Below are 21,266 nucleotides of genomic sequence, written 5' to 3'. Positions count from 1 at the left end.
TCGGCGCGCTCACCAGCGTCTTTGACGAAAACTGGTGTCAGCGCTCACAAATTACTTGGCAGCAGGCTCACAGCGGAGGATTATGGAGTCATGCTAACCATACGAAAACTCATGGGACCAGTGTTCGTAGCGGGAGCCGCAGCGGCGATTGCAGTCGCACCGACAGCCATGCTGCTCGCCGACGCGCCGTCCACTGTCAACGAAATGCCCGGAACCAGCCAGGTCATCCTGGCCGACCCCGTCGGCGGCGGCGACGCCGGTGGCGGTGGTGGCTGCGACAGCGGCCCCGGCTGGAACGGCTGCGGTGGCTGGAACCCGGCCCAGGGCGGCTGGGGTCACGGTTGCCTCAACGGCATCTGCGGTGGCTGGGACGGCCAGCGCGGGTGGGGTAACTGACCAAGCCCGCTGACGTCGGCACTACCCGATAGAGCGCTGCGGCATCCGGGCCGGCCCGCATCACGGTGCGGTCCGGCCGGATGATCGCGGCTTTCGCGCGTCCGGCGCGCAGCCACCGGCCCAGCTCATCGGCCGGGTCGGTGACGACCACCACGGCGCCGCGGCGCGACAGCGCGGCATGCTCGGGTGCCGACGGCGGCGTGGTGGTGATCACCGCAAACCCGTCGCCGAGTCTGGTGTCGACGCGGTTCCCGTCGGCCATCAGGTAATTCGGGCACAACGTGCCCGCCAGCCCCGACCCAGGCCGGTGCACCAGCGCCGATGCGGGTAACGCCGGGCTGGCGCCGTTGCGCAGCCGGTTCCGCAGGCCGGGGGTTCGCCCGGCCCACGACAGCAGCGCCCCGCGTACCGCGTCGCCGAACCGGCCGCCCGCGGTCATCGCCCATCCGACCGCAAGAGCGACGCGGATCAACTTGCGGGCGTGTGGTTTTCGTTCCTCCTCGTAGCTGTCGAGGACGGCGGCGGGCAGGTCACCGGCGAGCACCGCGGTCAGCTTCCAGCACAGGTTGAACGCATCCCGCAGGCCCGCGCCCATCCCCTGCCCGATGAACGGTGGGGTCAGGTGGGCGGCGTCGCCGAGCAGAAACACCCGGCCGTCCCGCCAGCGTTCGGCGATCCGGGCCCGGAAGGTGTACTCGGCGACCCGCACCAACTCCAGGCCGGTGGCCGCACCCACCCATGGCGCGATCAGCGGCCGCAGGTCGTCGAGCGTCTCGTACCGCTGGGCGGATTCGCCGGCCAGAAGCCGGAATTCCCAGCGGTACCGGTCTTCTCCGATCCGCATATAGGTGCCGGCCCGGACCGGGTCGCACACCTGATGGACCCCGTCCCACTGATTGAGGTCGTCGGCACACCTGATATCGGCCACCAGCCAGCGCTGCTCGAACCGCAGATCGGTCATCGGCACGCCGAGCGTCCGGCGGATCACGCTGTTGGCGCCGTCGCAGGCCAGCAGATAGTCGCCCTCGATGCGTTCGGCGGTCCCGGTGCCGCGATCGACGAAGTCCACGGCGACCCGGTCGGTGCCGATCCGGGCGAACCCGGTGACCTCGACGCCGGTCCGCAGGCGGGCCTGCGGAAACCGTTGCAGGTTGGTCCGCAGCAGCGCCTCGAGTTCGGGCTGGTCGAACATATTGGCTTGGGGGAAGCCATGTTTGCCGGCCGGCTCGCGGGTGAATCGGGCCAGCACGCGGCGGTCGGGACCGAGCAGCTGTAAGCCGGCCGCGGGCCGGGATATCGCCGCGAATCCGTCCGCGACACCGATCCGGGCCAGGATGCGATAGATCTCGTCATCGAGGTGAACGGCGCGCGGCCTGCGGTACACCTCGGGCCAGCGCTCCAACAGCACACAGTCCACGCCGTAGGACGCCAGCAATGTGGCGGCCAGGACCCCGGTCGGCCCGGCGCCGACGAGGACGACCGAGGTCACCCGAAACGCACCGTGTTGCGTTGGCGCCCGAGGTCGATCGCACCGTCGTCGGTGGCGACCGCGGCCTCGACCACGTCACCGTGGTGCAGATAGCGCGGATTGGCGGCCTGGCGTTTGAAGAACACCTTCCACTTCACCGCGGGCGGCAGCAATGAGCCGATGATCTCGAGCGGCTTGGGCGGTGCGCTCAACGCGGTACCCACCGGCGTGCCGGTGAGAATGAGATCGCCCGCGGCCAGATCCTGGAAGCGGGCCAGGGATCGCAGCGCCTGGGCGGGCCGGTACAACATGTCACCGCCCACCCGCATGTCCTGGCGCACTTCGCCGTTGACGCTCAGCCGCAGCCGGAGCTCGTCGAACCGGGCGAGTTCGTCGTCGTCGAGCAGGACCAGCGCGGGGCCGACGGGGGTGAAGCCCGGATAGGACTTGGCCTCGTAGAACTGGGTCTGCGGGAGCTGGATGTCGCGGGCCGACACATCGTTGGTCACCACCAGACCGGCGATGTAATCGCCGAGGTTGTCCGCCGATACCGTTGAGCCGACCGGGATGTCGCGGCCGAGCACCAACCCGATCTCGACCTCGTAGTCGAGCAGGCGCACATGGGCGGGTTTGACGATATCGTCGTGCGGCCCGGTGATCGAGGCCGAGGATTTGCGGAAGAAGGTCAGCGGGACGCTGCCGGGATCCATTCCGGCGTCGCGGACGTGGGAGATGTAGTTGGTCATCTGGGCCACCACCCGGCACGGTCTGGTGACCGGGGACAGTAACGTCAGGGAGTCCACCGGCACGGTGTCGGTACCCGCCGCCGCGGCAGCTACGGCCTCGCGGTCGGCCAGCAACCCGGCGGTGGTGGTCGCGGAGGTGGCGATCCGGGTGGCGCCGGAAGCCGTGTTCAGCCACCAGTTTTCGGGGGTGCGGAGGATGGAGAAGGTCATGACTGGGCTACTTTCATCAGGCCGACGAGTCGGCTGAGGTCGAATTCGTTGCTGCCGCGCAGCGCTGTGAGCATCGAACGGGCTTGGTGGGGTAGTGATCTGGGGTCGGTGCCGAGGAAGTCGCGACTGACCGGCGGACCCCACTGCGCCAGTCCCGACGCGGTGAACGGCGCCCACTCCGGGGTCACGGTGCAGTCGAACATGTCGCCGTCGGTGAAATGTTCGACCAGGAAGCCGTCCGGGTCACGCCAGTAGTCGAACAGCTGGCTGCCCTGGATGTGACGGCCGATGCCCCAGGACCGGTGATAGCCGAGGTCGCGCAGATGTTGACCGCCGGCGGCCAGCGCATCGAGGTCACACACCTGAAATGCGGAGTGCAGGTAGCGGTTCGCCGGCCCGAGGGCCAACGCCAGGGTGTGATGGTCGGCCGGGGTCATCCCGCGGTCGCAACGGATGAAGCTCATCGTGGGCCCGCGGTCGCGCTGCCCGGGAAAGAACAGGAAGTCGCTGACGATCAGCCCGAGATGGTCCAGATACCAGTCGAGGGTCTCGCGGTAGCGGGTGGTCTGCAGCACCAGATGCCCGAGGCGTTGCACCGTGGCGGGGGTCCGGGGCGGCCGCTGGGTCGCATTGGTGCGGGCGAGATCGTGGTCGACGTTGAGCACATGCGGCCGCTGGCCGGGTCGGGCCGGGAGTCGGTGGGTGCCCGCCACCACGCGCACCGGCAGGCCGCCGGGGTCGGCCAGATCCACCGCGATGCCGCCGAGCGATTCGGGCAGCGCCCGCACGGCGGCGCCGGTGTGCCGCGCGAGCCTGTGCACATCGGCCTCGTCGGCCGCGGTGAACGCCGCCGCGGTGAACCGGGAGCGGGCACCGGGCCGGATCAGCACACACGGTGCACCCGGATCGGCGCCACGCAGCCGGAGTTCGGCCGGGGTGCGTGCGGCGATGCCGAACCCGAAGTCGGCCGCGAACGCCTCGGCCCGGACCAGGTCCGGTTTCTCGAACTCCAGCCACGCGAGATCGTGCACCTTGATGACCGGATTCGGGGCCCTGCCCGGGTGGGGGTCCATCACTCCTCCTTCAGCTGACGAAATCGTCACATACGACGCTGCCGTCAGTCAATAATTTCTGACGAAATCATCAAAACTGAAGACGACCTGTTAGCCTGAGACACTGTGAGTGAGCCGTCCGAAGCCCCGGTCAGCCGGCTGGAGCGCCGCAAGCAGCGCACCAGGGCCGCGCTGGTCCGCGCCGCGCAGTCCTTCATCGCCGACGGCAAGCTGAACGTGCCGGTACTGGAGATCACCCAGGCCGCCGACGTGGGGATGGGCTCGTTCTACAACCATTTCGACAGCAAGGAGCAGCTGTTCGACGCCGCCGTCTGCGATGTGCTCGACGCCCACGGCGCCCTGCTGGACCGGCTCACCGAGGATCTGGACGACCCGGCCGAGGTGTTCGCCCGCAGTTTCCGGCTGACCGGCAGGCTGTTTCGCAGGCGACCCCAGGAGAGCCAGATCATGCTGGCCAGCGGGCTGCAACTGGTCGCATCCGCCCGCGGCCTGGCGCCGAGGGCGCGTCGCGATATCGCCGCGGCCGCCCTGGCCGGCCGGTTCACGGTCGACGATCCTGACCTCGCGCTCGCGGTCGCGGCCGGGGCGCTGCTGGGCCTGGGCCGGCTGTTGCGCGATCAGCCGGAGCGTGACGACGCGGCGGCCGCCGACCGGGTCACCGAGGACCTGCTGCGGATGTTCGGGGTGCCTGCCGACGAGGCCGCGGCCGTCTGCCGCAGGCCGCTCCCGGACCTCGACGCGCCTGACTAGTTACGGGGTTTGCAGCGCCCGCGCTGTGGAACCGAACATCACCTGCTTGATCGCCCCGAGCGTGCCCGGATCCTTACCGGCCAGTGGGCGCAGCAGGTCGGTGGCAGCCGTCGTCACCCCGCCCTCGGCGGCGGTCGCATCGACGATCCCGTGCTCCACGGCATCGGGTCCGCCGAACCGGCGCCCGGTCGTCATCGACGCCACCGCGGCCCGCGGGGTCAGCTTGGCCTGGATGAGTGCGGCCATCCCGGGGGTGAACGGGATCCGGATGTCGACCTCGGGGAAACAGAAGTAGCCGCGGTCGGCCCGCATCACCCGGAAGTCGTGCGCCATCGCCAGCATCGCCCCGGCCCCGAAGGCGTGGCCGACCACCGCCGCCGCGGTCGGGATCGGCAGCGTCAGGAAACGGGCCAGCAGCCCCTGGACCCGGCCGACGTACTCGGTGCCCTGATCGCTGTGTGCAGCAAGCCAATCCAGATCCAGGCCGTTCGAGTAGAACTTGCTGTCGGCGGTGGTGACCAACCCGTGTGCGCCCCTGTCGACGACGGCGTCGAGATGTGCCCCGACCGCATCGAGGAACTCGGGTGAGAAGCGGTTCTCGTCGTCGCCGAGGTCGAGGATGGCGATCTCGCCGTCGTAGTCCAGGGTCGGTGTCATGGTGTTCCCTTCTGTGGTGCCGGGCCGATCGTGAGTACGGCCTGTACGGCCGCGTCGAGGTGTGCGCGAGCGGTGGGGTCGGCGATTCGGTTGCGGTTCAACAGAATCGCGGTTGGCAGGTCGACGATGCAGGTTGTGACGGTATCGACGGCGGCGCGGTCCCCGCGGTTCCAGGCGCCGGCGGCCAGGTGCACCATCTGCTCAACCAGAAGCCCTTGCAGGCCGTCGAGTTCGGCGGACAGATCGCCGGGCAGCGTCTCGTCGAGCACCTCGTCACGGCGGATCAGCAGCAGCAGCGTGGCCGAGGCGGGGAAGTGTTCGGCGAAGACGGCCGGGGCCTGCGCGGCGGCGGCGATCGCGTCGACTCCGGGACGTGCGGCAGTCACCAATTCGCGTTGTACGTCCAGGAATCGCCGTCCCGCCCGCAGCCAGACCCGGCCCAGCAGGCCGGCCCTGGAGCCGAAGCTGTGGTACAGCGCGCCGTTGGACTGGCCGACCGCCTCGCTGACCGCCCGGACCGTGGCGGCGGCGGGACCCGACGCCACGACCAGTGACTCGGCGGCGTCCAGGACGGTGTCCGGGTCGTAGATGCGGGGGCGGGGCACCCGGCCACAATAACAGAGCGATTGCTCTTTTACTGAAGTCGCCGGTTGACGTTTGGTAAGGCAACCCTTAGTTTGTCCGAGTAGGTGACTGGGAGGTTGGCGTGGCTTTTGCTGAGATCGTGGCGGATCCGACCGCCCTGGTGGGGGACCGCTGATGGCGCGCGGCTTCCAGGGCGTGATGATGCGCGGCTTCGGGGCCCGCGACCACCGGGCCACCGTGGTCGCTACCGAGCAGGTGACGCCGAACCTGCTCCGGATCCGGATGGTCTCGCCAACGCTGTTCGAAGACCATGTCGCCGAGCCGACGTCCTACCTGCGGTTCTGGGTGCCCGATCCGGACGGCTCGAAGACCGAATTCCAGCGTGCGTACACGATGACCGAGCCCGAGGTCGACACCGGGCATTTCACCATCGACGTCGTCCTGCACGAACCGTCCGGTCCGGCATCGAAATGGGCCAGGTCGGCGGTGCCGGGCGACACCGTCCCGGTGATGACGCTGGGGTCGCCCGGGTTCAGCATCCCCGAGGAGCGTCCCGCCGGGTACCTGCTGATCGGCGACGCCGCGGCCACCCCGGCCATCAACGGGATCATCGGAATCGTCCCCGACGACATCCCGATCGAGGTGTACCTCGAACGCCACCACGAGAGCGATCTGCTGATCCCGATCGCCGAACATCCGCGGATGAACCTGCACTGGGTCGAGCGCGCGGACACCACTTCGCTGGCGGCGGCCGTCGAGAACCGGGACTGGTCGAACTGGTACTGCTGGGTGACGCCGGAGGCCGGTTCGCTCAAGCATCTGCGCAACCGGCTCAGAGGCGAATTCGGGTTCCCCAAGTCCGAACTGCACGCGCAGGCCTACTGGACCGACGGCCGTGCGATGGGCACCAAACGCGAGGACAACGAGACACCCGCCGCCACACCCGATCCCGTTGCGGCACCGGAACCGGTGGCCAAGGCGCCGCAGGCGGCCGCGCGGGGAAGTTGGCGGGCCCAGGCCGCCGGTCGGCTGCTGGCACCGCTGAAAAACCGGCTCATCGTCTCCGGTGTGCTGCACGCGATCATCACGCTGGTGCAGCTGGCGCCGTTCGTGCTGCTGGTGGAGCTGTCCCGGTTGCTGTTGTCGGATGCGGGCTCCGAGCGGCTGTGGACGCTGGGGCTGACCGCGATCGGGCTGCTCGGCACCGGCACCTTCCTGGCGGCCGCGCTCACCCTGTGGCTGCACTGGATCGACGCCGGATTCGCCCGCGATCTGCGGACCCGGCTGCTGACCAAGATGTCGCGACTTCCGTTGGGCTGGTTCACCGCCCGCGGCTCGGGAAGCGTCAAACAACTGGTGCAGGACGACACGCTGTCGCTGCACTACCTGGTCACCCACGCCATCCCGGACGCGGTCGCGGCCGTCGTCGCCCCGGTCGCGGTGCTGGTCTACCTGTTCGTGGTGGACTGGCGGGTGGCGCTGGTGCTGTTCATCCCGGTGCTCACCTACCTGGTCCTGATGTCGGTGATGACGATCCAATCCGGTCCGCGCATCGCGCAGGCCGCGCGGTGGGCGGAACGGATGAACGGCGAGGCCGGTGCCTATCTCGAAGGTCAGCCGGTGGTGCGGGTGTTCGGCGGCGCGGCGTCGTCGAGCTTCCGGCGCAGGCTCGACGAGTACATCGCCTTCCTGGTGGCCTGGCAGCGGCCGTTCACCGGTAAGAAGTCCCTGATGGATCTGGTGACCCGGCCCGGCACCTTCCTGTGGCTGATCGCCGCCGTCGGCACCCCGCTGATCGCCGGCGGCGCGATGGACCCGGTGGATCTGCTGCCGTTCCTGTTGCTGGGCACCACATTCGGGGTGCGGCTGCTCGGTGTCGGATACGGCCTCGGCGGGATCCGGGACGGCATGCTGGCCGCGCGCCGCATCCAGACCACGCTCGACGAGGCCGAGCTCGAGGTCGACGCCGATCCGGCGCGCGCTGGCACCACGGTCGCGGGCACCGTCCAGTTCGACCACGTCAGCTTCGGCTACCGCCCGGGTGTGCCGGTGATCCGCGACGTCTCGCTGACGCTGCAACCCGGCACCGTCACCGCGCTGGTCGGGCCGTCCGGGTCCGGCAAATCGACACTGGCCGCGCTGCTGGCCCGGTTCTACGATGTGGACCAGGGTGCGATCCGGCTGGGCGCCACCGATATCCGCACCCTGAGCGCCGACGAGCTGTACCGGCAGGTCGGGTTCGTGCTGCAGGAGACCCAGCTGGTCCAGGGGACGGTCGCCGAGAACATCGCGCTGGCCGATCCGGACGCCGGATTCGACCGGATCCAGCAGGCCGCCCGCGACGCCCAGATCCACGACCGGATCCTGCGCCTGCCCGACGGTTACGACACCGTGCTCGGCGCGGCGTCGGCCCTGTCGGGCGGTGAGCGTCAGCGCCTCACCATCGCCAGGGCGATCCTCGCCGACACCCCGGTGCTGATCCTGGACGAGGCCACGGCCTTCGCCGATCCCGAATCCGAATACCTGGTGCAGCAGGCCCTCAACCGGCTGACGAAGGACCGCACCGTGCTGGTGATCGCACACCGGCTGCACACCATCACCCACGCCGACCAGATCGTGGTGCTGGAGGCCGGCCGGATCGTCGAATCCGGAACCCACGAACAGCTGCTGGCCGGGGCCGGGCGCTACCAACAGCTGTGGGAGACCGGCCGCCGCGACACCGTCGCCGTCGTGGAGGCCGGCCGATGATCCGCACGCTGATCGCCCTGATTCCCGCCGCGATGCGCGGCAGGCTCACGCTGTACTCGGTCCTGACGCTGGTCTCGGTGCTGATCCGGGCCGCGGGCACGGTGCTGCTGGTGCCGCTGGTGGCCGCGCTGTTCAGCGCGACACCCTCCGACGCCTGGCCGTGGCTGGGGTGGCTGACCGCGGCGACGGTGGCCGGCTGGGTCGTGGACTCCGCCACATCGCGTCTCGGTTTCGATCTCGGCTTCGCGGTGCTCGACAACACCCAGCACGATGTGGCCGACCGGCTGCCCCTGATCCGGCTGGAGTGGCTGGCCGGCCAGAGCGGGGCGAACACCGCCACCGCGCGCCAGGCCATCGCGTCGACCGGACCGGAACTGGTGGGCCTGGTGGTCAACCTGCTGACCCCGCTGATCGGCGCGGTGCTGTTGCCCGCGGCGATCGCCCTGGCCCTGGTCGCGGTGTCGCCGCCGCTCGGGCTGGCCGCGCTGGCCGGACTGGTGGTGCTGCTCGGTGCGCTGTGGGGTTCGGGCCGGCTGAGCCGCAGGGCCGACGCCGTCGCCGACGAGGCCAACAGCGCCCTCACCGAGCGGATCATCGAATTCGCCCGCACCCAGCAGGCGTTGCGCGCCGCGCGGCGGGTGGAGCCGGCCCGCAGCCTGGTCGGCGGGGCGCTGGCCACCCAGCACGGCGCCGGTATCCGGCTGCTGGCCATGCAGATCCCGGGACAGCTGCTGTTCAGCCTGGCCAGCCAGCTGGCGCTGATCCTGTTGGCCGGTATGACCACGGTGCTGACCGTGCGCGGGACGCTCAGCGGTCCCGAGGCGATCGCGCTGATCGTGGTGATCGCCCGCTACCTCGAACCGTTCACCGCGCTCAGCGAGTTGGCGCCCGCGATCGAATCGACCAGGGCCACACTTGACCGGATCCGGGGGGTCCTCGGTGCGCCCGGGCTGACCTCGGGTGCCGCGGGCCTGGCCGATCCGGCGTCGGCGCCGCGCATCGAGTTCGACGGCGTCAGTTTCGGTTACGGCGACGTCACGGTGCTCGATCAGGTCAGCTTCGTGCTCGAGCCAGGGGGCACCACCGCGATCGTGGGGCCGTCCGGATCGGGTAAGAGCACGATCCTGTCGCTGATCGCGGGACTGTACCAGCCCACCGCGGGGCGGGTCCTGATCGACGGTGTCGACGCCGCCTCGCTCAGTGCCGAAACACGCAGGGCCGCAACGAGCGTGGTGTTCCAGCAGCCCTATCTGTTCGACGGCTCGATCCGGGACAACATCATGGTGGGCGATCCCGATGCCGACGCCGAACGGCTGGCCGGGGCGGTCCGGCTGGCCCGGGTGGACGAGCTCACCGGCCGGCTGCCCGACGGCGATGCGGCCAGGGTCGGCGAGGCCGGGTCGGCGCTGTCTGGCGGGGAACGCCAGCGGGTCAGCATCGCCCGCGCGCTGGTGAAATCCGCGCCGGTGCTGCTCGTCGACGAGGCGACCAGTGCGCTCGACACCGAGAACGAGGCCGCCGTGGTCGACGCTCTGACCGCTGACCTGCAACGACGGACCCGGGTGATCGTCGCGCACCGGCTGGCGAGCATCCGGAATGCGGACCGCGTGCTGTTTCTCGACGGTGGCCGGATCGTCGAGGACGGCGGCATCGACGAGCTGCTGGCCGCGGAGGGCCGCTTCGGCGAGTTCTGGCGTCAGCAGGGTGAGGCCGCGGGCTGGCAGATCACCCACTGACCCCCCGGCCTAGCCGCGCGGCTAGTTGAGCTCCGCTACTGTAACTATTACAGTTAGGCGTCCCGCAAAGGTGTCGACCATGCGGGTAGGAGGTCACGTGGCGACGGCACAGCTGGTGTTCGATCCGTTCTCGGCGGATTTCTTCAATGGTCCGTACGAGACCTATCGGCGGATGCGCCGGGAAGCGCCGGTGTACTACAGCGCGGAGTACGACTTCTACGCGCTGACCCGCCATGCCGATGTGGCCGCGGCGTTCAAGGATTTCGAGACCTACTCGTCGGCCTACGGGGTCGATCTCGCGATGGTGCGGACCGGGCAGAAGGCACCGGCGAAGATGATCATCTCGCTCGACCCACCCGAGCACCGCCACCTGCGCAGCCTGGTGAACAAGGTGTTCACGCCCAGAGCGATCGCGGCCCTGCACGACACCGTCGAGGAGCAGATCGTGCGTTATCTCGACGCCGTCGACCCCGACCGATTCGACGTGGTGTCGGACTTCTCGGCGTACTTCCCGGTCGAGGTCATCGCGACCATGCTCGGTGTGCCACCCGAGCATCGACAGCAGGTGCGGCTCTGGATCGACACCCAGCTGCACCGCGAGCCCGGCCAGATCGAGATGTCGGAGGCCGGGGTGCAGGGCATCGCGCAGACCTGGATGATGTATCACGACCTGATCAAGCAACGCAGGGCCGAGCCTCGCGACGATATGATCAGCCGGTTGGTGGCCGCCGAGATCGAACGCGAGGACGGTCGGACGACCCGCCTGCGTAACTCCGAGATCGCCGGTTTCGCAACACTTCTCGGTGGAGCGGGCGCCGAGACCGTGACCAAGTTGATCGGTGCCGCCGCGGTGGCGTTCGCCCGCCACCCCGAGCAGTGGCAGATGCTGCGCGAAGACCGCGGCAAGATCGGCGCCGCCATCGAGGAGTTGCTGCGCTACGAGGCGCCGGCCCAGTACAACGTGCGGCGGTCGCTGCGCGACATCGACCTGCACGGTGTCACCATCCCCGAGGGCAAGCCGGTGTTCCTGGTCGGCGGCTCGGCGAACCGGGATCCGCAGGCCTGGACGGATGCCGACGTCTTCGACATCGACCGGGACCGCACCGAGGCGCAGAACCTCGGCTTCGGCTACGGCATCCACAGCTGCCTTGGTGCGGCGCTGGCCCGGCTGGAATGCACCATCGCCCTGGACAAGCTGCTGGACTTCATGCCCCGCTACGACGTCGACTGGGACCGCTGCGAACGGGTCAGCATGCAGAACGTCGCCGGCTGGTCGCACGTCCCGGTACGGGTGCGGCGATGAGGGGGGCCGCCCAGGGCGGGCCGACCGTCTACCGCCTGCACGTCATCGCGCGGGATGCCGCGGATGTGGCCGCACACGTCGCGGGCCTGATCTGTGACCGGGTGATGGGCGGCTGGCGGGTGACGGTTGCGTTGCGCGACAACGCCGATGCCGGTCCGGTGCGGATCCTGGGTGCCACAATCGTCGACGGCGATGACGACGGCACCGGCACCGGTCCGGACGACGACGATCGCTGGGTGCTCGCCGTCGACGCCGATCTGTACCGCCCCGACGACGACGGCCAGTCGTCGCGCCCCACCGAGGTGCTGGTCTGGGGGCGCTCACCCGAGCCGGGGCGGACGTTCGAGCACCGGCTCAGCGCTGCCGGGCGTGCCTTCAAAGCCGAAGCCCTCGCCGCGGCCGGGGTCGAGGTCGCCGAGATCGGCGTCACCGAGCGGTTCGCCTGCGTCGACGTCGCGCAGCGGGCCGCGCTGCACGCCTGAACCCGGGCCGCCGATCTCCACGCGATCTCCACACTTTCTCCAAGCGGCGCCACCCGGGCCGCGCGCATGCTCGTCGGCATGAAGATCAAAGGACCCATCCTCACCATCGCCGCCACCGCCGCGCTGGGCACCGGGATATTCCTGGTCAACGCCAACCAGGGGGACACCGCCGCACCGCAGCCCGCCGCGGCCACCGCCCCAGCGCCTGCCGCCGCGCCTGCCGCACCACCCACCCCGAGCGTGGCCGCGGCGGTGCCGTTCGGTCCCCGCGAGGATTTCGTCGCCGACATCCCGACCAAGGCCGGCAACCTCGGATTGGAGATCCGGGTCACCGGGGACACCGCCAGGGCCTATGCGTGCGACAACAAGGGCATCGAGACCTGGCTGTCCGGCAGCTCGAAGGGCGGCGTGCTGAAGCTCGCCAGCGCCGACAAAGCCAGTAGCCTGCAGGGCCGTCACCAGGGCAACACGATCGTCGGCGAGTTGAAGATCGGCGAGAAGAGCTGGAAATTCACCGCCGTGCCGGGGACCACAAGTGTCTTCTGAACCCGACTTCAACGCCGCACCGACCCGGCCCGCGCCCGTGGTCGGCACCGGGGCCACCGAACCGACCCGGCCGGCACCCGTGGTCTCCCGCGGCGGAACCCTGGCCATCCTGGTGCCTGTCCTGGTCGGCGCGGCGGTCGCCGTCGCGCTCGGGGCATTCGGGAAAATCCATGACCCGCAGTTCTTCTCGGTCAGCATCGCCGGATTCTCCAGCGGCACCGCGGTGAAATCCTGGTTGGCCACCCTGGCCGTCACGCTGGCCATCTTCCAGCTGGTGTCGGCATTCGTCATGTACCGGCTGACGCCGAGCGGGCGGGCGCCGTCGTGGATCGTCCCGGCGCATGTGTGGTCCGGGCGCCTGGCGGTGCTGGCCAGCGTGCCGGTCGCGGTGCACTGCCTGTACGCACTCGGCTTTCAGTCCGGCGAGACCCGGGTGCTGTTCCATTCGCTGTTCGGGTGCTTCTTCTACGGTGTCTTCGTCACCAAGATGATGCTGCTGACCCGCAAAAACGTTAAGCCCTGGGTGATTCCGGTCATCGGTGGGCTGCTGTTCTTCGTCCTTGTCTACGTCTGGCTCACCTCGGCCCTGTGGTTCTTCGACACCACCGGCCTCACCTTCTGAAAGGTCGACCCGCATGTTCTTCTCCCGTCGTCAAGCCCTGGTCGGAACCGGAATCACCCTGGCCGCAAGCACAGTCGCCGGATGCGCCACCTACGGCAAGCCGCCGGCAACCGAGCCGGCCGCGACGTCGGCTCCCGCCGCGGCGCCGGTTCAGCCGCTCGCCAAGACCGCCGACGTGCCCGTCGGATCCGGCGTCATCGTCGGTTCGGGGGAGCGGGCCGTCGTGCTCACCCAGCCCACCGCGGGCACCTTCAAGGGGTTCTCACCGGTGTGTACCCATGCCGGATGCACGGTGTCGGAGGTGGTGGGCGCGTCGATCAACTGCCCGTGCCACGGCAGCAGGTTCAATCTGGACGGCACCGTGGCCAAGGGGCCGGCCAAGCGGCCACTGGACACCAAGGCCATTGCGGTAGACGGTGATTCGATCACCCTGAAGTAGGGCGAGCAGACGTGAGCGTACCCGAAAATCCCGGTTTACGGGTACCGGAGTGTCTGCTCGCGGGGGGACGCGCGGGGAAACTGTCGAGGGATCATCCGCCGGCGGGGTCGGGCGTGCACAGGGTGAGGAACTTCTCGCCGTTCTGGGCGGCGACCTCGGCGGGGTCGAGCCAGCCGAAACCCTGGAACCAGTAGGTATCGTCGGGGTGCTGTGCGGAACCGTCCAGGGCATCGGCGAGGTCGATCGTGACGTTCCACGCCGCGGGTGGACCCGAAATCGAGACGTACAGGGTTTCGGCGGTGTGCCAGTCGAAGTCGGGCGGTAGGGCCCGGGCGATATCGAAACCCGGATAAGGGTCACCGACGGTCAGATATTCGACTCGGACTCCGGGACCGGGTGCGGTCAGCTGCAATGCCGGGGCGTCGGGTTGGCCCATATCGAAGACCAGATAGACCTCGGTAGTGCCCGGGCACGGTGAGCCCGTCCAGATACGCAGTTCTCCGTCGATGATCCGGACTCCTACCGTCGGCGGCTTGGACGGTGGGCGATACCGCTGCTTGCCAAGGGGGTCGCAGCCGCAGATGGCGAGCATTGTGACGAGCGTGCAGAGGATCGCGCCGATCCGCATCACGGGTAGCCGCCGTCGGAGGCTCCGGCGTTGGTTTCAAACGGATTGCGCACGCTGGTGAGCCTCTCTTCGATCATCTTGAGGCCGTAGTCGCCGACCATGTCCGTGAATCCGAGATCGGCCCACTGCTGGGAATGCCGCTCCTCGTGATGAAGTATCCGATCGAGATCGATGGTCGAGCCCGACGGCGCACTGTCGCTGTACCAGATCTGGCCGGATCCGATCATGCTGCGAAGGGTCTGGGCCGGGTCGGCCGGGTTGTCGATGTTGACCAGGAAGACATCGCCCGCGGTCGAACCGGCCTGCTGACTCAGTTGATCGTCGAGCAGGTCGCCGCCCAGTCCCATCAGCATGCCGTTCGGTGTAGTGGTCAACCGTCCATCGAAATGTTCGGCCAGCCCGTAGCTCCAACCGTTCGCGCTCTGTCGATCGACGATCCGTTGTATCTCGTCGGCGGAATACGGGGTCTCGGCGAAGTCGTTGTCGGGATTGCCTTTCGCATAGTCGGTACCGGCGTTGAGGACGTAGGTCATGAGTGCGGCCTTACGCGACTGCTCGGCGGATAGGCCTTTCGGGAGCAGGAAGAACGACTTTCCGTCCTTGTCGGTGACCCGTTCGGAACCCTTGAGGACATCGAAGCTCTGGGGGGTGATGTGCTGGCGCCGGGCGATGTCCACGATGACCTCGGGCGGTACGTCGTTGTCGGACGCGTTCCGCAGCCACTCCCGGTAGAAACCGTCGGGTTTCGGGCCGTCGAGCAGGCCGGCGTCGCGCAGCGCTGCTTCGTATTCGTCGACCGGGTCGTAGCCGGGCTCGCCGGGATCGTCGCCGGTCTCCTTCTCTTCTGCCTCCGGCGGGTCGAACTCGATGCGTTCGGCGGCCTCGCTGTCGCCCCGCTCGTACAGGGTTGCCGCCGAGCTCAGCCGGCCGGCGAATGCGGATGCGCCGTCCCCCAGAACCTGGGCCCGCCGCAGAAACGCGTCCCCGACCTCGCGGCACGCCGCCCCGGTGTCCAATCCGGAAACCGGCCCGGCCGCCGCTGCCAGCATCGGGCCACCGCCGTCGTTGTAGAGCCCACTCGCCAGGCCGTCCAACCCGGTCGCGGTCTCGCGCAGCGACGTGACGGTCACCCCGAGGCCCGCGGTCATGCCAGGTCCCAACCGATCTTGCGGAGCTTGTAGGCGGTGTCCTTGTCGGCGGCTTCGAACTGGGCGAGAAGCAGCTTGATGTCACACTCGATCGGGATCCGGCGGGATTCGACCGTCACGGCGTTCACATCGGACAGACCGGCGAACTGGCGGAGCCAGAAGCCGGGTGAGACCGAACCGTCGTCGGCGACGTCCCACCAGTCCTCGGCCGCGTCGACCCGCATCTTCAGGCGCCTGCGGTACTCGGCCATTTTCGTGCCGCCCTCTCGCAGCGGGACGGCCGCGTCGCGCAGCTTGTCGCGATATTCGCCCTGATCCGCCAGCATCTCGCGGCCCTGCTTCTGCGCGGCGTCGGCCGCGGTGCCGGTCCAATCGGCACCCAGGGCGGAGAATTGTGTGCGCGCGTTGGCGATCTGCGCATCGACCCGCTCGGCGGAGCGGGCCGCCTCGGTGGAGGCAGCCGACAGCGACTCGGGGTCAGACCCCAGTACCTGCGACACCGTGTACGGCATCCACGACCCCTCGTTCGCGTGAGTGCCTACATTGTCACTCACGGATCGGGGCCGCAGGCGCATCAAACTTTCACGGCGAGCAGACGTGGGCGTACCCGAAATGGCCGGTTTAGGGGTACCGGAGTGTCTGCTCGCGGGGGAAGGGGATCAGGTCTTGGCGAGCTGGCGCTGCTCGTAGAGCCGGGCCCACTCGGCGCGCGGGCGGATCGAGGTGTCGACGTCGGCGCCCTTGGCCCGCAGTGCGCCGACGTTGGCCTGGTCACGGGCGGTGTGCCGGAACGGATCCCAACCGAAGAACCGGCAGGAGTTCTCCCAGGTGATCTTGTCGATATCGGAATCGTCCGCGCCCGCGGCGTTCAGCTCGGCGAGCACCTGCTCGGGCGCGTCGGGCCAGAAACAGTCCGAGTGCGGGTAGTCGCACTCCCACGCGATGATGTCGATGCCGATCTCGTGGCGCAGCTTCAACGAGGTCTTGTCGGTGACGTAGCAGGCCAGTGAGTGCTCCCGGAACACATCGGAGGGCAGCTTGTCCCCGAAGTCGCGGCGCAGCCACTTCTGGTTGGTGTAGTGCCGGTCGCTGCGATCCAGATAGAACGGGATCCAACCGATTCCGCCCTCGGAGAAGGCGAACTTGAGGTCCGGGTAGTTGCGCATCGCCGGGCCCCACAGCAGATCCTGGGCGCACATCGCCGACACCTGGGTGGCCAGGATGATCAGGTTGTCGATCGGGGCGTCCTTGGCCATCGAGATCGCACCGAAGCCCGTGCCGATGTGCAGGCACATCACCACGTTCTCCTCGGACAGGGTCCGGAACACCGGGCCCCAGTAGTCCTCGTCGAAGTAGCTCGGAAGTCCTTCGAGGTGAGGCAGTTCCGGCATGGTGACGGCCCGGCAGCCCTTGGCGGCAACCCGGCGGATCTCGCGGCACATGGCCTCGGGATTCCAGGTCGGCATGATCGCGATCGGCACGAACCGGCCCGGGTATGACCCGGCCCACTCGTCGATGTGCCAGTCGTTGTAGGCCGACACCATCACCAGCGTCGCCTCCTCGCGGTGCATGTTGAGGTGACGCGCCGAGAATCCGGTGAAGGTGGGGAAGCACATCGAGGCCAGGATGCCGTTGCGGTTCATATCGCGGACCCGCTCGTGCACGTCGTAGACGCCGGGACGCATCTCGGCGAATCCGGCCGGATCGCGGCCCCACTCCTCGGCCGGCCAGGACACCACCGCGTTGAGCCCGCTGACCCCCTGCGGGCGGCCCTGATACATCCACTGGTCGACGCCCTTGTCGTCGGTGACGACGATCGGGGCCTCGTCCTTGTACTTGGCCGGGACGTGGCGCAGGAACATATCGGGCGGCTCGACGACATGGTCGTCGATGCTCACCAGGATCAGGTCGTCTTTTTTCATATTGCTCCTCGCGTGCGCACCTGCATAGTTCAACTAGTACCCTCGGACAGCGTGACCGTCTCTGCACCTTCGGACAGAGGTTTAGCTCAACCGGCCAACCTCGGCAGGCCGGTGATCGAGCTGCGGCGCGGCGGCCGGGCCCCCTCGGGCAGCTACCTCTACCAGGGCGAAGGCCTGATCACCGGATGGCACTCCCACGAGGTGCACCAGATCGAGTACGCGCTGCACGGCGTGGTCGAGGTGGAGACCGACACCGCGCACTATCTGCTCCCGCCGCAGCAGGCCGCGTGGATCCCGGCCGGCCTGGAGCATCAGGCGGTGATGAACCCCGACGTCAAGACCGTCGCGGTGATGTTCGACCCGCGGCTGATCCCCGGCGGCGACCGGGCCAGGATCATCGCGGTGTCACCGCTGATTCGCGAGATGATGATCTACGGGCTGCGCTGGCCGATCGACCGGGCCCATGGCGATGACACCTCGGACGGGTTCTTCTCGACCCTGGCCAATCTGGTGGCCGAGGCGCTCGATCACGAGGCGCCGCTGAGCCTGCCCACCTCCGAGCACCCGATCGTGGCGGCGGCGCTGGCCTACACCAAGGCGCACCTCGACTCGGCGACCGCCGAGGATGTCAGCCGTGCGGTGGCGGTGTCCGAGCGCACGCTGCGGCGCTTGTTCGCCGAAACCCTCGGATTGTCCTGGCGCACATACCTTCTGCATGCCCGGATGCTGCGGGCCATGGCCCTGTTGGCAGCACCGGGGCAGTCGGTGCAGGCCACCGCGACCGCCGTCGGGTTCGAGAACCTGAGCTCGTTCACCCGGTGCTTCGCGCAGTTCAGCGGTGAGACCCCGTCGGCCTACCGGCGGCGCGCTACGAGCGGCAGCTGATCTCCATGCTGTCGCTGTCGCGGACCGGAAAGTGCACGCTGACATACCCGTTCGCGGTGTCGCGGACATAGTCCAGGTACGGCTGGGTATCGTCCATCGACGTGTTGTCGGCCACCAGGAGCGCGCCGGGCACCAGCCGGGGTTCGACCTCGCGCAGCACGGGCAGGTACAGCTCTTTCCAGCCGTCGAGCAGGACGAAACCGATATCGCCGGTCACCGATTTCAGGGTCTGCAGGGCGTCGCCCTCCAACACCGTGATCACGTCGTCCAGCCCGGTCTCGGCGAAGGTCTGTTTGGCCGCGGCAATCTTGGCCGCACTGAGTTCGGTGGTGAACACCTGCCCGGTTCCGTTGTCCCGCACCGCCGACGCCAGGTGCAGCGCCGACAGGCCGAAGGACATGCCGAACTCGACCACGATCGCCGGACGGGCGGACCGCACCAGCGAATACAGCAGGCGGCCCGCCTCCGGGGTCACCGGCATGTAGATGTCGCTGAGCGCATCCGCGCGCTCCTGAGCGCTGGCCTCCGAGAAGTTGGCGAATCTTTGGGGTTGCTGGCGGAGTTTTTCGATCTGTCCGGCGGACGCGGCGTACATGCGGTTCAACGCGCCTGCGACTCTGTCATTGTTAAGCGTAGTCACGCTAACGAACCTACGCGCGATGGGATGAAGATGGGTCGCTCGAAAGCTGTGCAGCTGCTGTGCGTCGCGATGATCGCCGTGGTGCCCGCCGGATTCGGCGTGATGCCGACGGCGGCCGCGGGTGGATACCGAACCATCACCCTGACGCTCGTCCGGCACGCTCAATCCGCGGGCAACGCATCGGGTTTCATCGACACCTCGACGCCAGGTCCCGCGCTCACCGAGAAGGGCCTCGGTCAAGCGGTCGAGAGCGCACGCACGCTCTCGCCCAACGGCTACGACGGGATCTTCGCGTCGACGATGATCCGGACCCAGCAGACCGCCCAGCCGATGGCCGACACACTGCACGAACCGGTCACGGTGCTGGCCGGGCTGCGGGAAATCGAGGCGGGCGCGTACGAGGGCAGGCCCGAGGCGGGGGCGGCCGACACCTACTTCACCGCGCCGCAGCGGTGGCTGCAGGGGGACCGGAACGCCCGGATTCCCGGTTCGGTGGACGGCAACGAATTCGACGACCGCTTCGACTCGGCCGTGCACCAGATCTACGACACCGGCGAGGACAATCCCGTCGCCTACTCCCACGGCGGCGCGATCATGCTCTGGGTGGCCATGAACGTCAGGAATCCCGATCCGGCGTTGCTGCGCACCCATCCGCTCGGCAACACCGGCTCCGTCGTCCTGAAAGGCAACCCGACCGACGGTTGGACGCTGGTCGATTGGGATGGCACCCCGGTGCCGTCCTGACCCGAATGTGATCTGGCTCTCCGAAGCTGGGGTATGCGTCGCCCATCACGCCTGGCTGCCGACTCCGGCCTGCCGGCGCTACTGTGAGCCATGACATCGGAGATGGGAGCGGGGCATATGAGATTTCGAGTGCTGCCATACGTCACCGTCGAGGTCGACTCGCGGCTGCGGCAACGGATGCGCAACAAGGGCGAACGTCTCCGGGTGAGTGTCAGGGCCTACCTGCGCAGCGCCGCCGACGATGTCGAGACCGCCAGCGGCCGGGTCCGCGATCTGTGCGACAACGCCGTGAACAGGGTCGACTCCGCCGTCGCCACCGTCAACGACCGGATCGCGCCCGCGCCACCGCCCGCCGACCGCCCCACCACACCGTCGGCCGAGCCGTCCCGGCCCCACCTGCAGGTGGTCTGACCCGGGACAGCGCAACCGGCGCAGGCACTCTACGGTTGGAGGGGACTGGCCTCCTCCCGATCGGAGCAGGCCCAAAACGCCGGCCCGAAAGGGGTTGACGAGGCTTGCTCGGCAACGGTCTTGCGGTGCTGTTCGCCCTGTGTGCCGCGGTTTTCGCGGCGGTCGGCATCGTGGTCCGGCAGCGGGCCACCATGGACGTGCCCCCGGAGAAGGGTGTCAGCACCGTCATGCTGCGCACCCTGTTACGGCGCAGACTGTGGTGGGCGGGCACCGCGGCGGCCGTGGCCGGTTACGGCTTTCAGGCTTTGGCCCTGGGTTTCGGATCGTTGCTGCTGGTGCAGCCGGTGCTGGTATCGGCGCTGCTGTTCGCGCTGCCGATGAGCGCCCACCTGGCGCACCGCAGGGTGAGCCGCGCCGAATGGGTGTGGGCGTTGGTCCTGACCGCGGCGCTCACCGTATTCGTCGTGCTGGCCAGGGCCAGCACCGGTGACTATTCGGTTCCGGTGTCGACGTCGGTCCTGGTGACGGTGGTCTGTGCCGCGGCGGTGACGCTCTGCGTGGTGGCCGCCACCCGCAGCACCAACTGGCGCCGGGCGGTGTTGCTGGCCGTCGCGGTGGGGCTGATGTTCGGGGTGGTGGCGGTGCTGACCAAGATCGTGATGCACATGGTCGCCGAAGGCGACCTGTTCGACGCCCTGACCACCCCCGCCCTCTACCTCGTCCTGCTGCTCGGGGTGGTGGGCACCCTGCTGCAGCAGTCGGCGTTCCATGCCGGCTCGTTGCAGACCTCGGTGCCGACGATGCTGGTCCTCGAACCGGTCGTGGCGGTGGTGCTGGGTTCGATCGTGCTCGGCGAGTCCATGTCCATCACCGGGTGGGAGCCGGTCGCGCTGGTGTTCGCGATCGGGGCGATGGCCGCGGCCACCGTCGCGCTGGGCCGCGACGAGGGAGCCTATGAGGCGAGCCTGGAGGCCGAACTGGAGGCGAAGGCGGTGGGCCCGGTCGGCGAATAGCCGATCAAGGGTTGATCGTGTTCTCCCCCACCTGGCGGCCCCAGACGTATTCGGTCAGGATCGGCTGGCCCAGTTCGAAGTGGTTGTAGGGCGCGATGGACGCGCCGGTGTCGA

24 protein-coding genes are annotated in these 21,266 nt (G+C 68.7%); 13 read left to right on the top strand and 11 right to left on the bottom strand.

Going from position 1 to position 21,266, the window contains the following annotated elements:
* Positions 1-90 precede the first annotated feature (90 nt).
* Positions 91-396, top strand: a complete 306-nt coding sequence (locus tag ACWDTP_RS13285) for a hypothetical protein (RefSeq protein ID WP_450020313.1) — start codon at positions 91-93, stop codon at positions 394-396.
* Here the strand turns inward: ACWDTP_RS13285 and mhpA are convergent.
* From mhpA to ACWDTP_RS13270, 3 genes are read right to left on the bottom strand one after another with little or no spacing between them, the layout of a single operon-like run.
* Positions 347-1,885 (bottom strand): bifunctional 3-(3-hydroxy-phenyl)propionate/3-hydroxycinnamic acid hydroxylase MhpA, encoded by a 1,539-nt coding sequence (gene mhpA / locus ACWDTP_RS13280; protein WP_450020311.1) that lies wholly within the window; start codon positions 1,883-1,885, stop codon positions 347-349. The genes ACWDTP_RS13285 and mhpA overlap by 50 nt on opposite strands.
* Entirely contained in the window at positions 1,882-2,820 is a 939-nt protein-coding gene (locus ACWDTP_RS13275; RefSeq protein WP_450020309.1) for a fumarylacetoacetate hydrolase family protein, read from the bottom strand. Before ACWDTP_RS13275 ends, mhpA begins: the two co-directional genes overlap by 4 nt.
* Positions 2,817-3,893: a VOC family protein gene (locus ACWDTP_RS13270; protein ID WP_450020307.1), complete on the bottom strand. Its 1,077-nt coding sequence runs from the start codon at positions 3,891-3,893 to the stop codon at positions 2,817-2,819. Before ACWDTP_RS13270 ends, ACWDTP_RS13275 begins: the two co-directional genes overlap by 4 nt.
* A 105-nt stretch (positions 3,894-3,998) precedes the next feature.
* Here ACWDTP_RS13270 and ACWDTP_RS13265 point away from each other — a divergent pair, with 105 nt between their 5' ends.
* The gene (locus ACWDTP_RS13265) at positions 3,999-4,643 is read left to right on the top strand and encodes a TetR/AcrR family transcriptional regulator (protein ID WP_450020305.1); all 645 of its coding nucleotides are present in this window, start codon (positions 3,999-4,001) and stop codon (positions 4,641-4,643) included.
* Here ACWDTP_RS13265 and ACWDTP_RS13260 read toward each other — a convergent pair whose 3' ends face one another.
* On the bottom strand, positions 4,644-5,300 hold the full coding sequence (locus tag ACWDTP_RS13260; protein ID WP_450020303.1) for an enoyl-CoA hydratase-related protein: 657 nt from the start codon (positions 5,298-5,300) through the stop codon (positions 4,644-4,646). It lies immediately after the preceding gene.
* The gene (locus ACWDTP_RS13255; RefSeq protein ID WP_450020301.1) at positions 5,297-5,905 is read right to left on the bottom strand and encodes a TetR/AcrR family transcriptional regulator; all 609 of its coding nucleotides are present in this window, start codon (positions 5,903-5,905) and stop codon (positions 5,297-5,299) included. Before ACWDTP_RS13255 ends, ACWDTP_RS13260 begins: the two co-directional genes overlap by 4 nt.
* 154 nt (positions 5,906-6,059) lie before the next feature.
* On the opposite strand from ACWDTP_RS13255, the gene ACWDTP_RS13250 reads away from it, so the two are divergent.
* From ACWDTP_RS13250 to ACWDTP_RS13220, 7 genes are all read left to right on the top strand, one after another.
* On the top strand, positions 6,060-8,633 hold the full coding sequence (locus ACWDTP_RS13250) for an ABC transporter ATP-binding protein/permease (RefSeq protein WP_450020299.1): 2,574 nt from the start codon (positions 6,060-6,062) through the stop codon (positions 8,631-8,633).
* Entirely contained in the window at positions 8,630-10,369 is a 1,740-nt protein-coding gene (locus ACWDTP_RS13245) for an ABC transporter ATP-binding protein (RefSeq protein WP_450020298.1), read from the top strand. Before ACWDTP_RS13250 ends, ACWDTP_RS13245 begins: the two co-directional genes overlap by 4 nt.
* 97 nt (positions 10,370-10,466) lie before the next feature.
* Positions 10,467-11,672, top strand: a complete 1,206-nt coding sequence (locus ACWDTP_RS13240; RefSeq protein WP_450020296.1) for a cytochrome P450 — start codon at positions 10,467-10,469, stop codon at positions 11,670-11,672.
* Positions 11,669-12,154, top strand: a complete 486-nt coding sequence (locus ACWDTP_RS13235) for a hypothetical protein (protein ID WP_450020294.1) — start codon at positions 11,669-11,671, stop codon at positions 12,152-12,154. The genes ACWDTP_RS13240 and ACWDTP_RS13235 overlap by 4 nt, the downstream gene beginning before the upstream one ends.
* A gap of 78 nt (positions 12,155-12,232) precedes the next feature.
* Positions 12,233-12,700, top strand: a complete 468-nt coding sequence (locus ACWDTP_RS13230) for a hypothetical protein (RefSeq protein ID WP_450020292.1) — start codon at positions 12,233-12,235, stop codon at positions 12,698-12,700.
* A gap of 37 nt (positions 12,701-12,737) precedes the next feature.
* Entirely contained in the window at positions 12,738-13,322 is a 585-nt protein-coding gene (locus ACWDTP_RS13225; RefSeq protein ID WP_450020356.1) for a DUF6529 family protein, read from the top strand.
* A 13-nt stretch (positions 13,323-13,335) separates the two neighbouring features.
* Positions 13,336-13,761 (top strand): Rieske (2Fe-2S) protein, encoded by a 426-nt coding sequence (locus ACWDTP_RS13220; RefSeq protein ID WP_450020290.1) that lies wholly within the window; start codon positions 13,336-13,338, stop codon positions 13,759-13,761.
* Positions 13,762-13,852: 91 nt separating this feature from the next.
* On the opposite strand, the gene ACWDTP_RS13215 is transcribed toward ACWDTP_RS13220, so the two are convergent.
* The 4 genes from ACWDTP_RS13215 to ACWDTP_RS13200 form a co-directional block, all read right to left on the bottom strand.
* On the bottom strand, positions 13,853-14,353 hold the full coding sequence (locus tag ACWDTP_RS13215; protein WP_450020288.1) for a hypothetical protein: 501 nt from the start codon (positions 14,351-14,353) through the stop codon (positions 13,853-13,855).
* 35 nt (positions 14,354-14,388) lie between these two features.
* Positions 14,389-15,537, bottom strand: coding sequence for an ESX-1 secretion-associated protein (locus tag ACWDTP_RS13210; protein ID WP_450020286.1), 1,149 nt, complete (start codon positions 15,535-15,537; stop codon positions 14,389-14,391).
* On the bottom strand, positions 15,534-16,049 hold the full coding sequence (locus tag ACWDTP_RS13205; protein WP_450020284.1) for a WXG100 family type VII secretion target: 516 nt from the start codon (positions 16,047-16,049) through the stop codon (positions 15,534-15,536). Before ACWDTP_RS13205 ends, ACWDTP_RS13210 begins: the two co-directional genes overlap by 4 nt.
* Before the next feature lie 147 nt (positions 16,050-16,196).
* Entirely contained in the window at positions 16,197-17,459 is a 1,263-nt protein-coding gene (locus ACWDTP_RS13200; protein WP_450020282.1) for an amidohydrolase family protein, read from the bottom strand.
* A gap of 51 nt (positions 17,460-17,510) precedes the next feature.
* On the opposite strand from ACWDTP_RS13200, the gene ACWDTP_RS13195 reads away from it, so the two are divergent.
* Positions 17,511-18,344, top strand: coding sequence for an AraC family transcriptional regulator (locus ACWDTP_RS13195; RefSeq protein ID WP_450020280.1), 834 nt, complete (start codon positions 17,511-17,513; stop codon positions 18,342-18,344).
* On the opposite strand, the gene ACWDTP_RS13190 is transcribed toward ACWDTP_RS13195, so the two are convergent.
* The gene (locus ACWDTP_RS13190) at positions 18,328-18,939 is read right to left on the bottom strand and encodes an O-methyltransferase (RefSeq protein ID WP_450020278.1); all 612 of its coding nucleotides are present in this window, start codon (positions 18,937-18,939) and stop codon (positions 18,328-18,330) included. The genes ACWDTP_RS13195 and ACWDTP_RS13190 overlap by 17 nt on opposite strands.
* 69 nt (positions 18,940-19,008) lie before the next feature.
* Between ACWDTP_RS13190 and ACWDTP_RS13185 the strand changes: the two genes are divergently transcribed.
* The 3 genes from ACWDTP_RS13185 (at position 19,009) to ACWDTP_RS13175 (ending at position 21,152) form a co-directional block, all read left to right on the top strand.
* Positions 19,009-19,728 (top strand): histidine phosphatase family protein, encoded by a 720-nt coding sequence (locus tag ACWDTP_RS13185; protein WP_450020276.1) that lies wholly within the window; start codon positions 19,009-19,011, stop codon positions 19,726-19,728.
* Positions 19,729-19,845: 117 nt separating this feature from the next.
* The gene (locus tag ACWDTP_RS13180; protein WP_450020274.1) at positions 19,846-20,139 is read left to right on the top strand and encodes a hypothetical protein; all 294 of its coding nucleotides are present in this window, start codon (positions 19,846-19,848) and stop codon (positions 20,137-20,139) included.
* Positions 20,140-20,243: 104 nt separating this feature from the next.
* Positions 20,244-21,152: a DMT family transporter gene (locus ACWDTP_RS13175; protein ID WP_450020272.1), complete on the top strand. Its 909-nt coding sequence runs from the start codon at positions 20,244-20,246 to the stop codon at positions 21,150-21,152.
* 4 nt (positions 21,153-21,156) lie between these two features.
* Here ACWDTP_RS13175 and ACWDTP_RS13170 read toward each other — a convergent pair.
* The coding region (locus tag ACWDTP_RS13170; protein WP_450020354.1) for a hypothetical protein at positions 21,157-21,266 on the bottom strand (110 nt) is incomplete at its 5' end.

The sequence above is a fragment of the Mycobacterium sp. NPDC003449 genome, from assembly GCF_053588415.1.
The sequence above is the reverse complement of the archived record's forward strand: the minus strand, read 5'-3'. Positions and strand labels throughout refer to the sequence as shown.

Bases quoted from the DNA above. Each gene is read 5' to 3' on its own strand.
- ACWDTP_RS13250 (WP_450020299.1), top strand. From the start codon at position 6,060: ATGGCGCGCGGCTTCCAGGGCGTGATGATGCGCGGCTTCGGGGCCCGC.
- ACWDTP_RS13260 (WP_450020303.1), bottom strand. From the start codon at position 5,300: ATGACACCGACCCTGGACTACGACGGCGAGATCGCCATCCTCGACCTC.
- ACWDTP_RS13275 (WP_450020309.1), bottom strand. From the start codon at position 2,820: ATGACCTTCTCCATCCTCCGCACCCCCGAAAACTGGTGGCTGAACACG.
- ACWDTP_RS13180 (WP_450020274.1), top strand. From the start codon at position 19,846: ATGAGATTTCGAGTGCTGCCATACGTCACCGTCGAGGTCGACTCGCGG.
- ACWDTP_RS13285 (WP_450020313.1), top strand. From the start codon at position 91: ATGCTAACCATACGAAAACTCATGGGACCAGTGTTCGTAGCGGGAGCC.
- ACWDTP_RS13215 (WP_450020288.1), bottom strand. From the start codon at position 14,353: ATGCTCGCCATCTGCGGCTGCGACCCCCTTGGCAAGCAGCGGTATCGC.
- ACWDTP_RS13270 (WP_450020307.1), bottom strand. From the start codon at position 3,893: ATGGACCCCCACCCGGGCAGGGCCCCGAATCCGGTCATCAAGGTGCAC.
- ACWDTP_RS13230 (WP_450020292.1), top strand. From the start codon at position 12,233: ATGAAGATCAAAGGACCCATCCTCACCATCGCCGCCACCGCCGCGCTG.
- ACWDTP_RS13220 (WP_450020290.1), top strand. From the start codon at position 13,336: ATGTTCTTCTCCCGTCGTCAAGCCCTGGTCGGAACCGGAATCACCCTG.
- ACWDTP_RS13210 (WP_450020286.1), bottom strand. From the start codon at position 15,537: ATGACCGCGGGCCTCGGGGTGACCGTCACGTCGCTGCGCGAGACCGCG.
- ACWDTP_RS13190 (WP_450020278.1), bottom strand. From the start codon at position 18,939: ATGTACGCCGCGTCCGCCGGACAGATCGAAAAACTCCGCCAGCAACCC.
- ACWDTP_RS13205 (WP_450020284.1), bottom strand. From the start codon at position 16,049: ATGCCGTACACGGTGTCGCAGGTACTGGGGTCTGACCCCGAGTCGCTG.
- ACWDTP_RS13185 (WP_450020276.1), top strand. From the start codon at position 19,009: ATGAAGATGGGTCGCTCGAAAGCTGTGCAGCTGCTGTGCGTCGCGATG.
- ACWDTP_RS13200 (WP_450020282.1), bottom strand. From the start codon at position 17,459: ATGAAAAAAGACGACCTGATCCTGGTGAGCATCGACGACCATGTCGTC.
- ACWDTP_RS13245 (WP_450020298.1), top strand. From the start codon at position 8,630: ATGATCCGCACGCTGATCGCCCTGATTCCCGCCGCGATGCGCGGCAGG.
- ACWDTP_RS13235 (WP_450020294.1), top strand. From the start codon at position 11,669: ATGAGGGGGGCCGCCCAGGGCGGGCCGACCGTCTACCGCCTGCACGTC.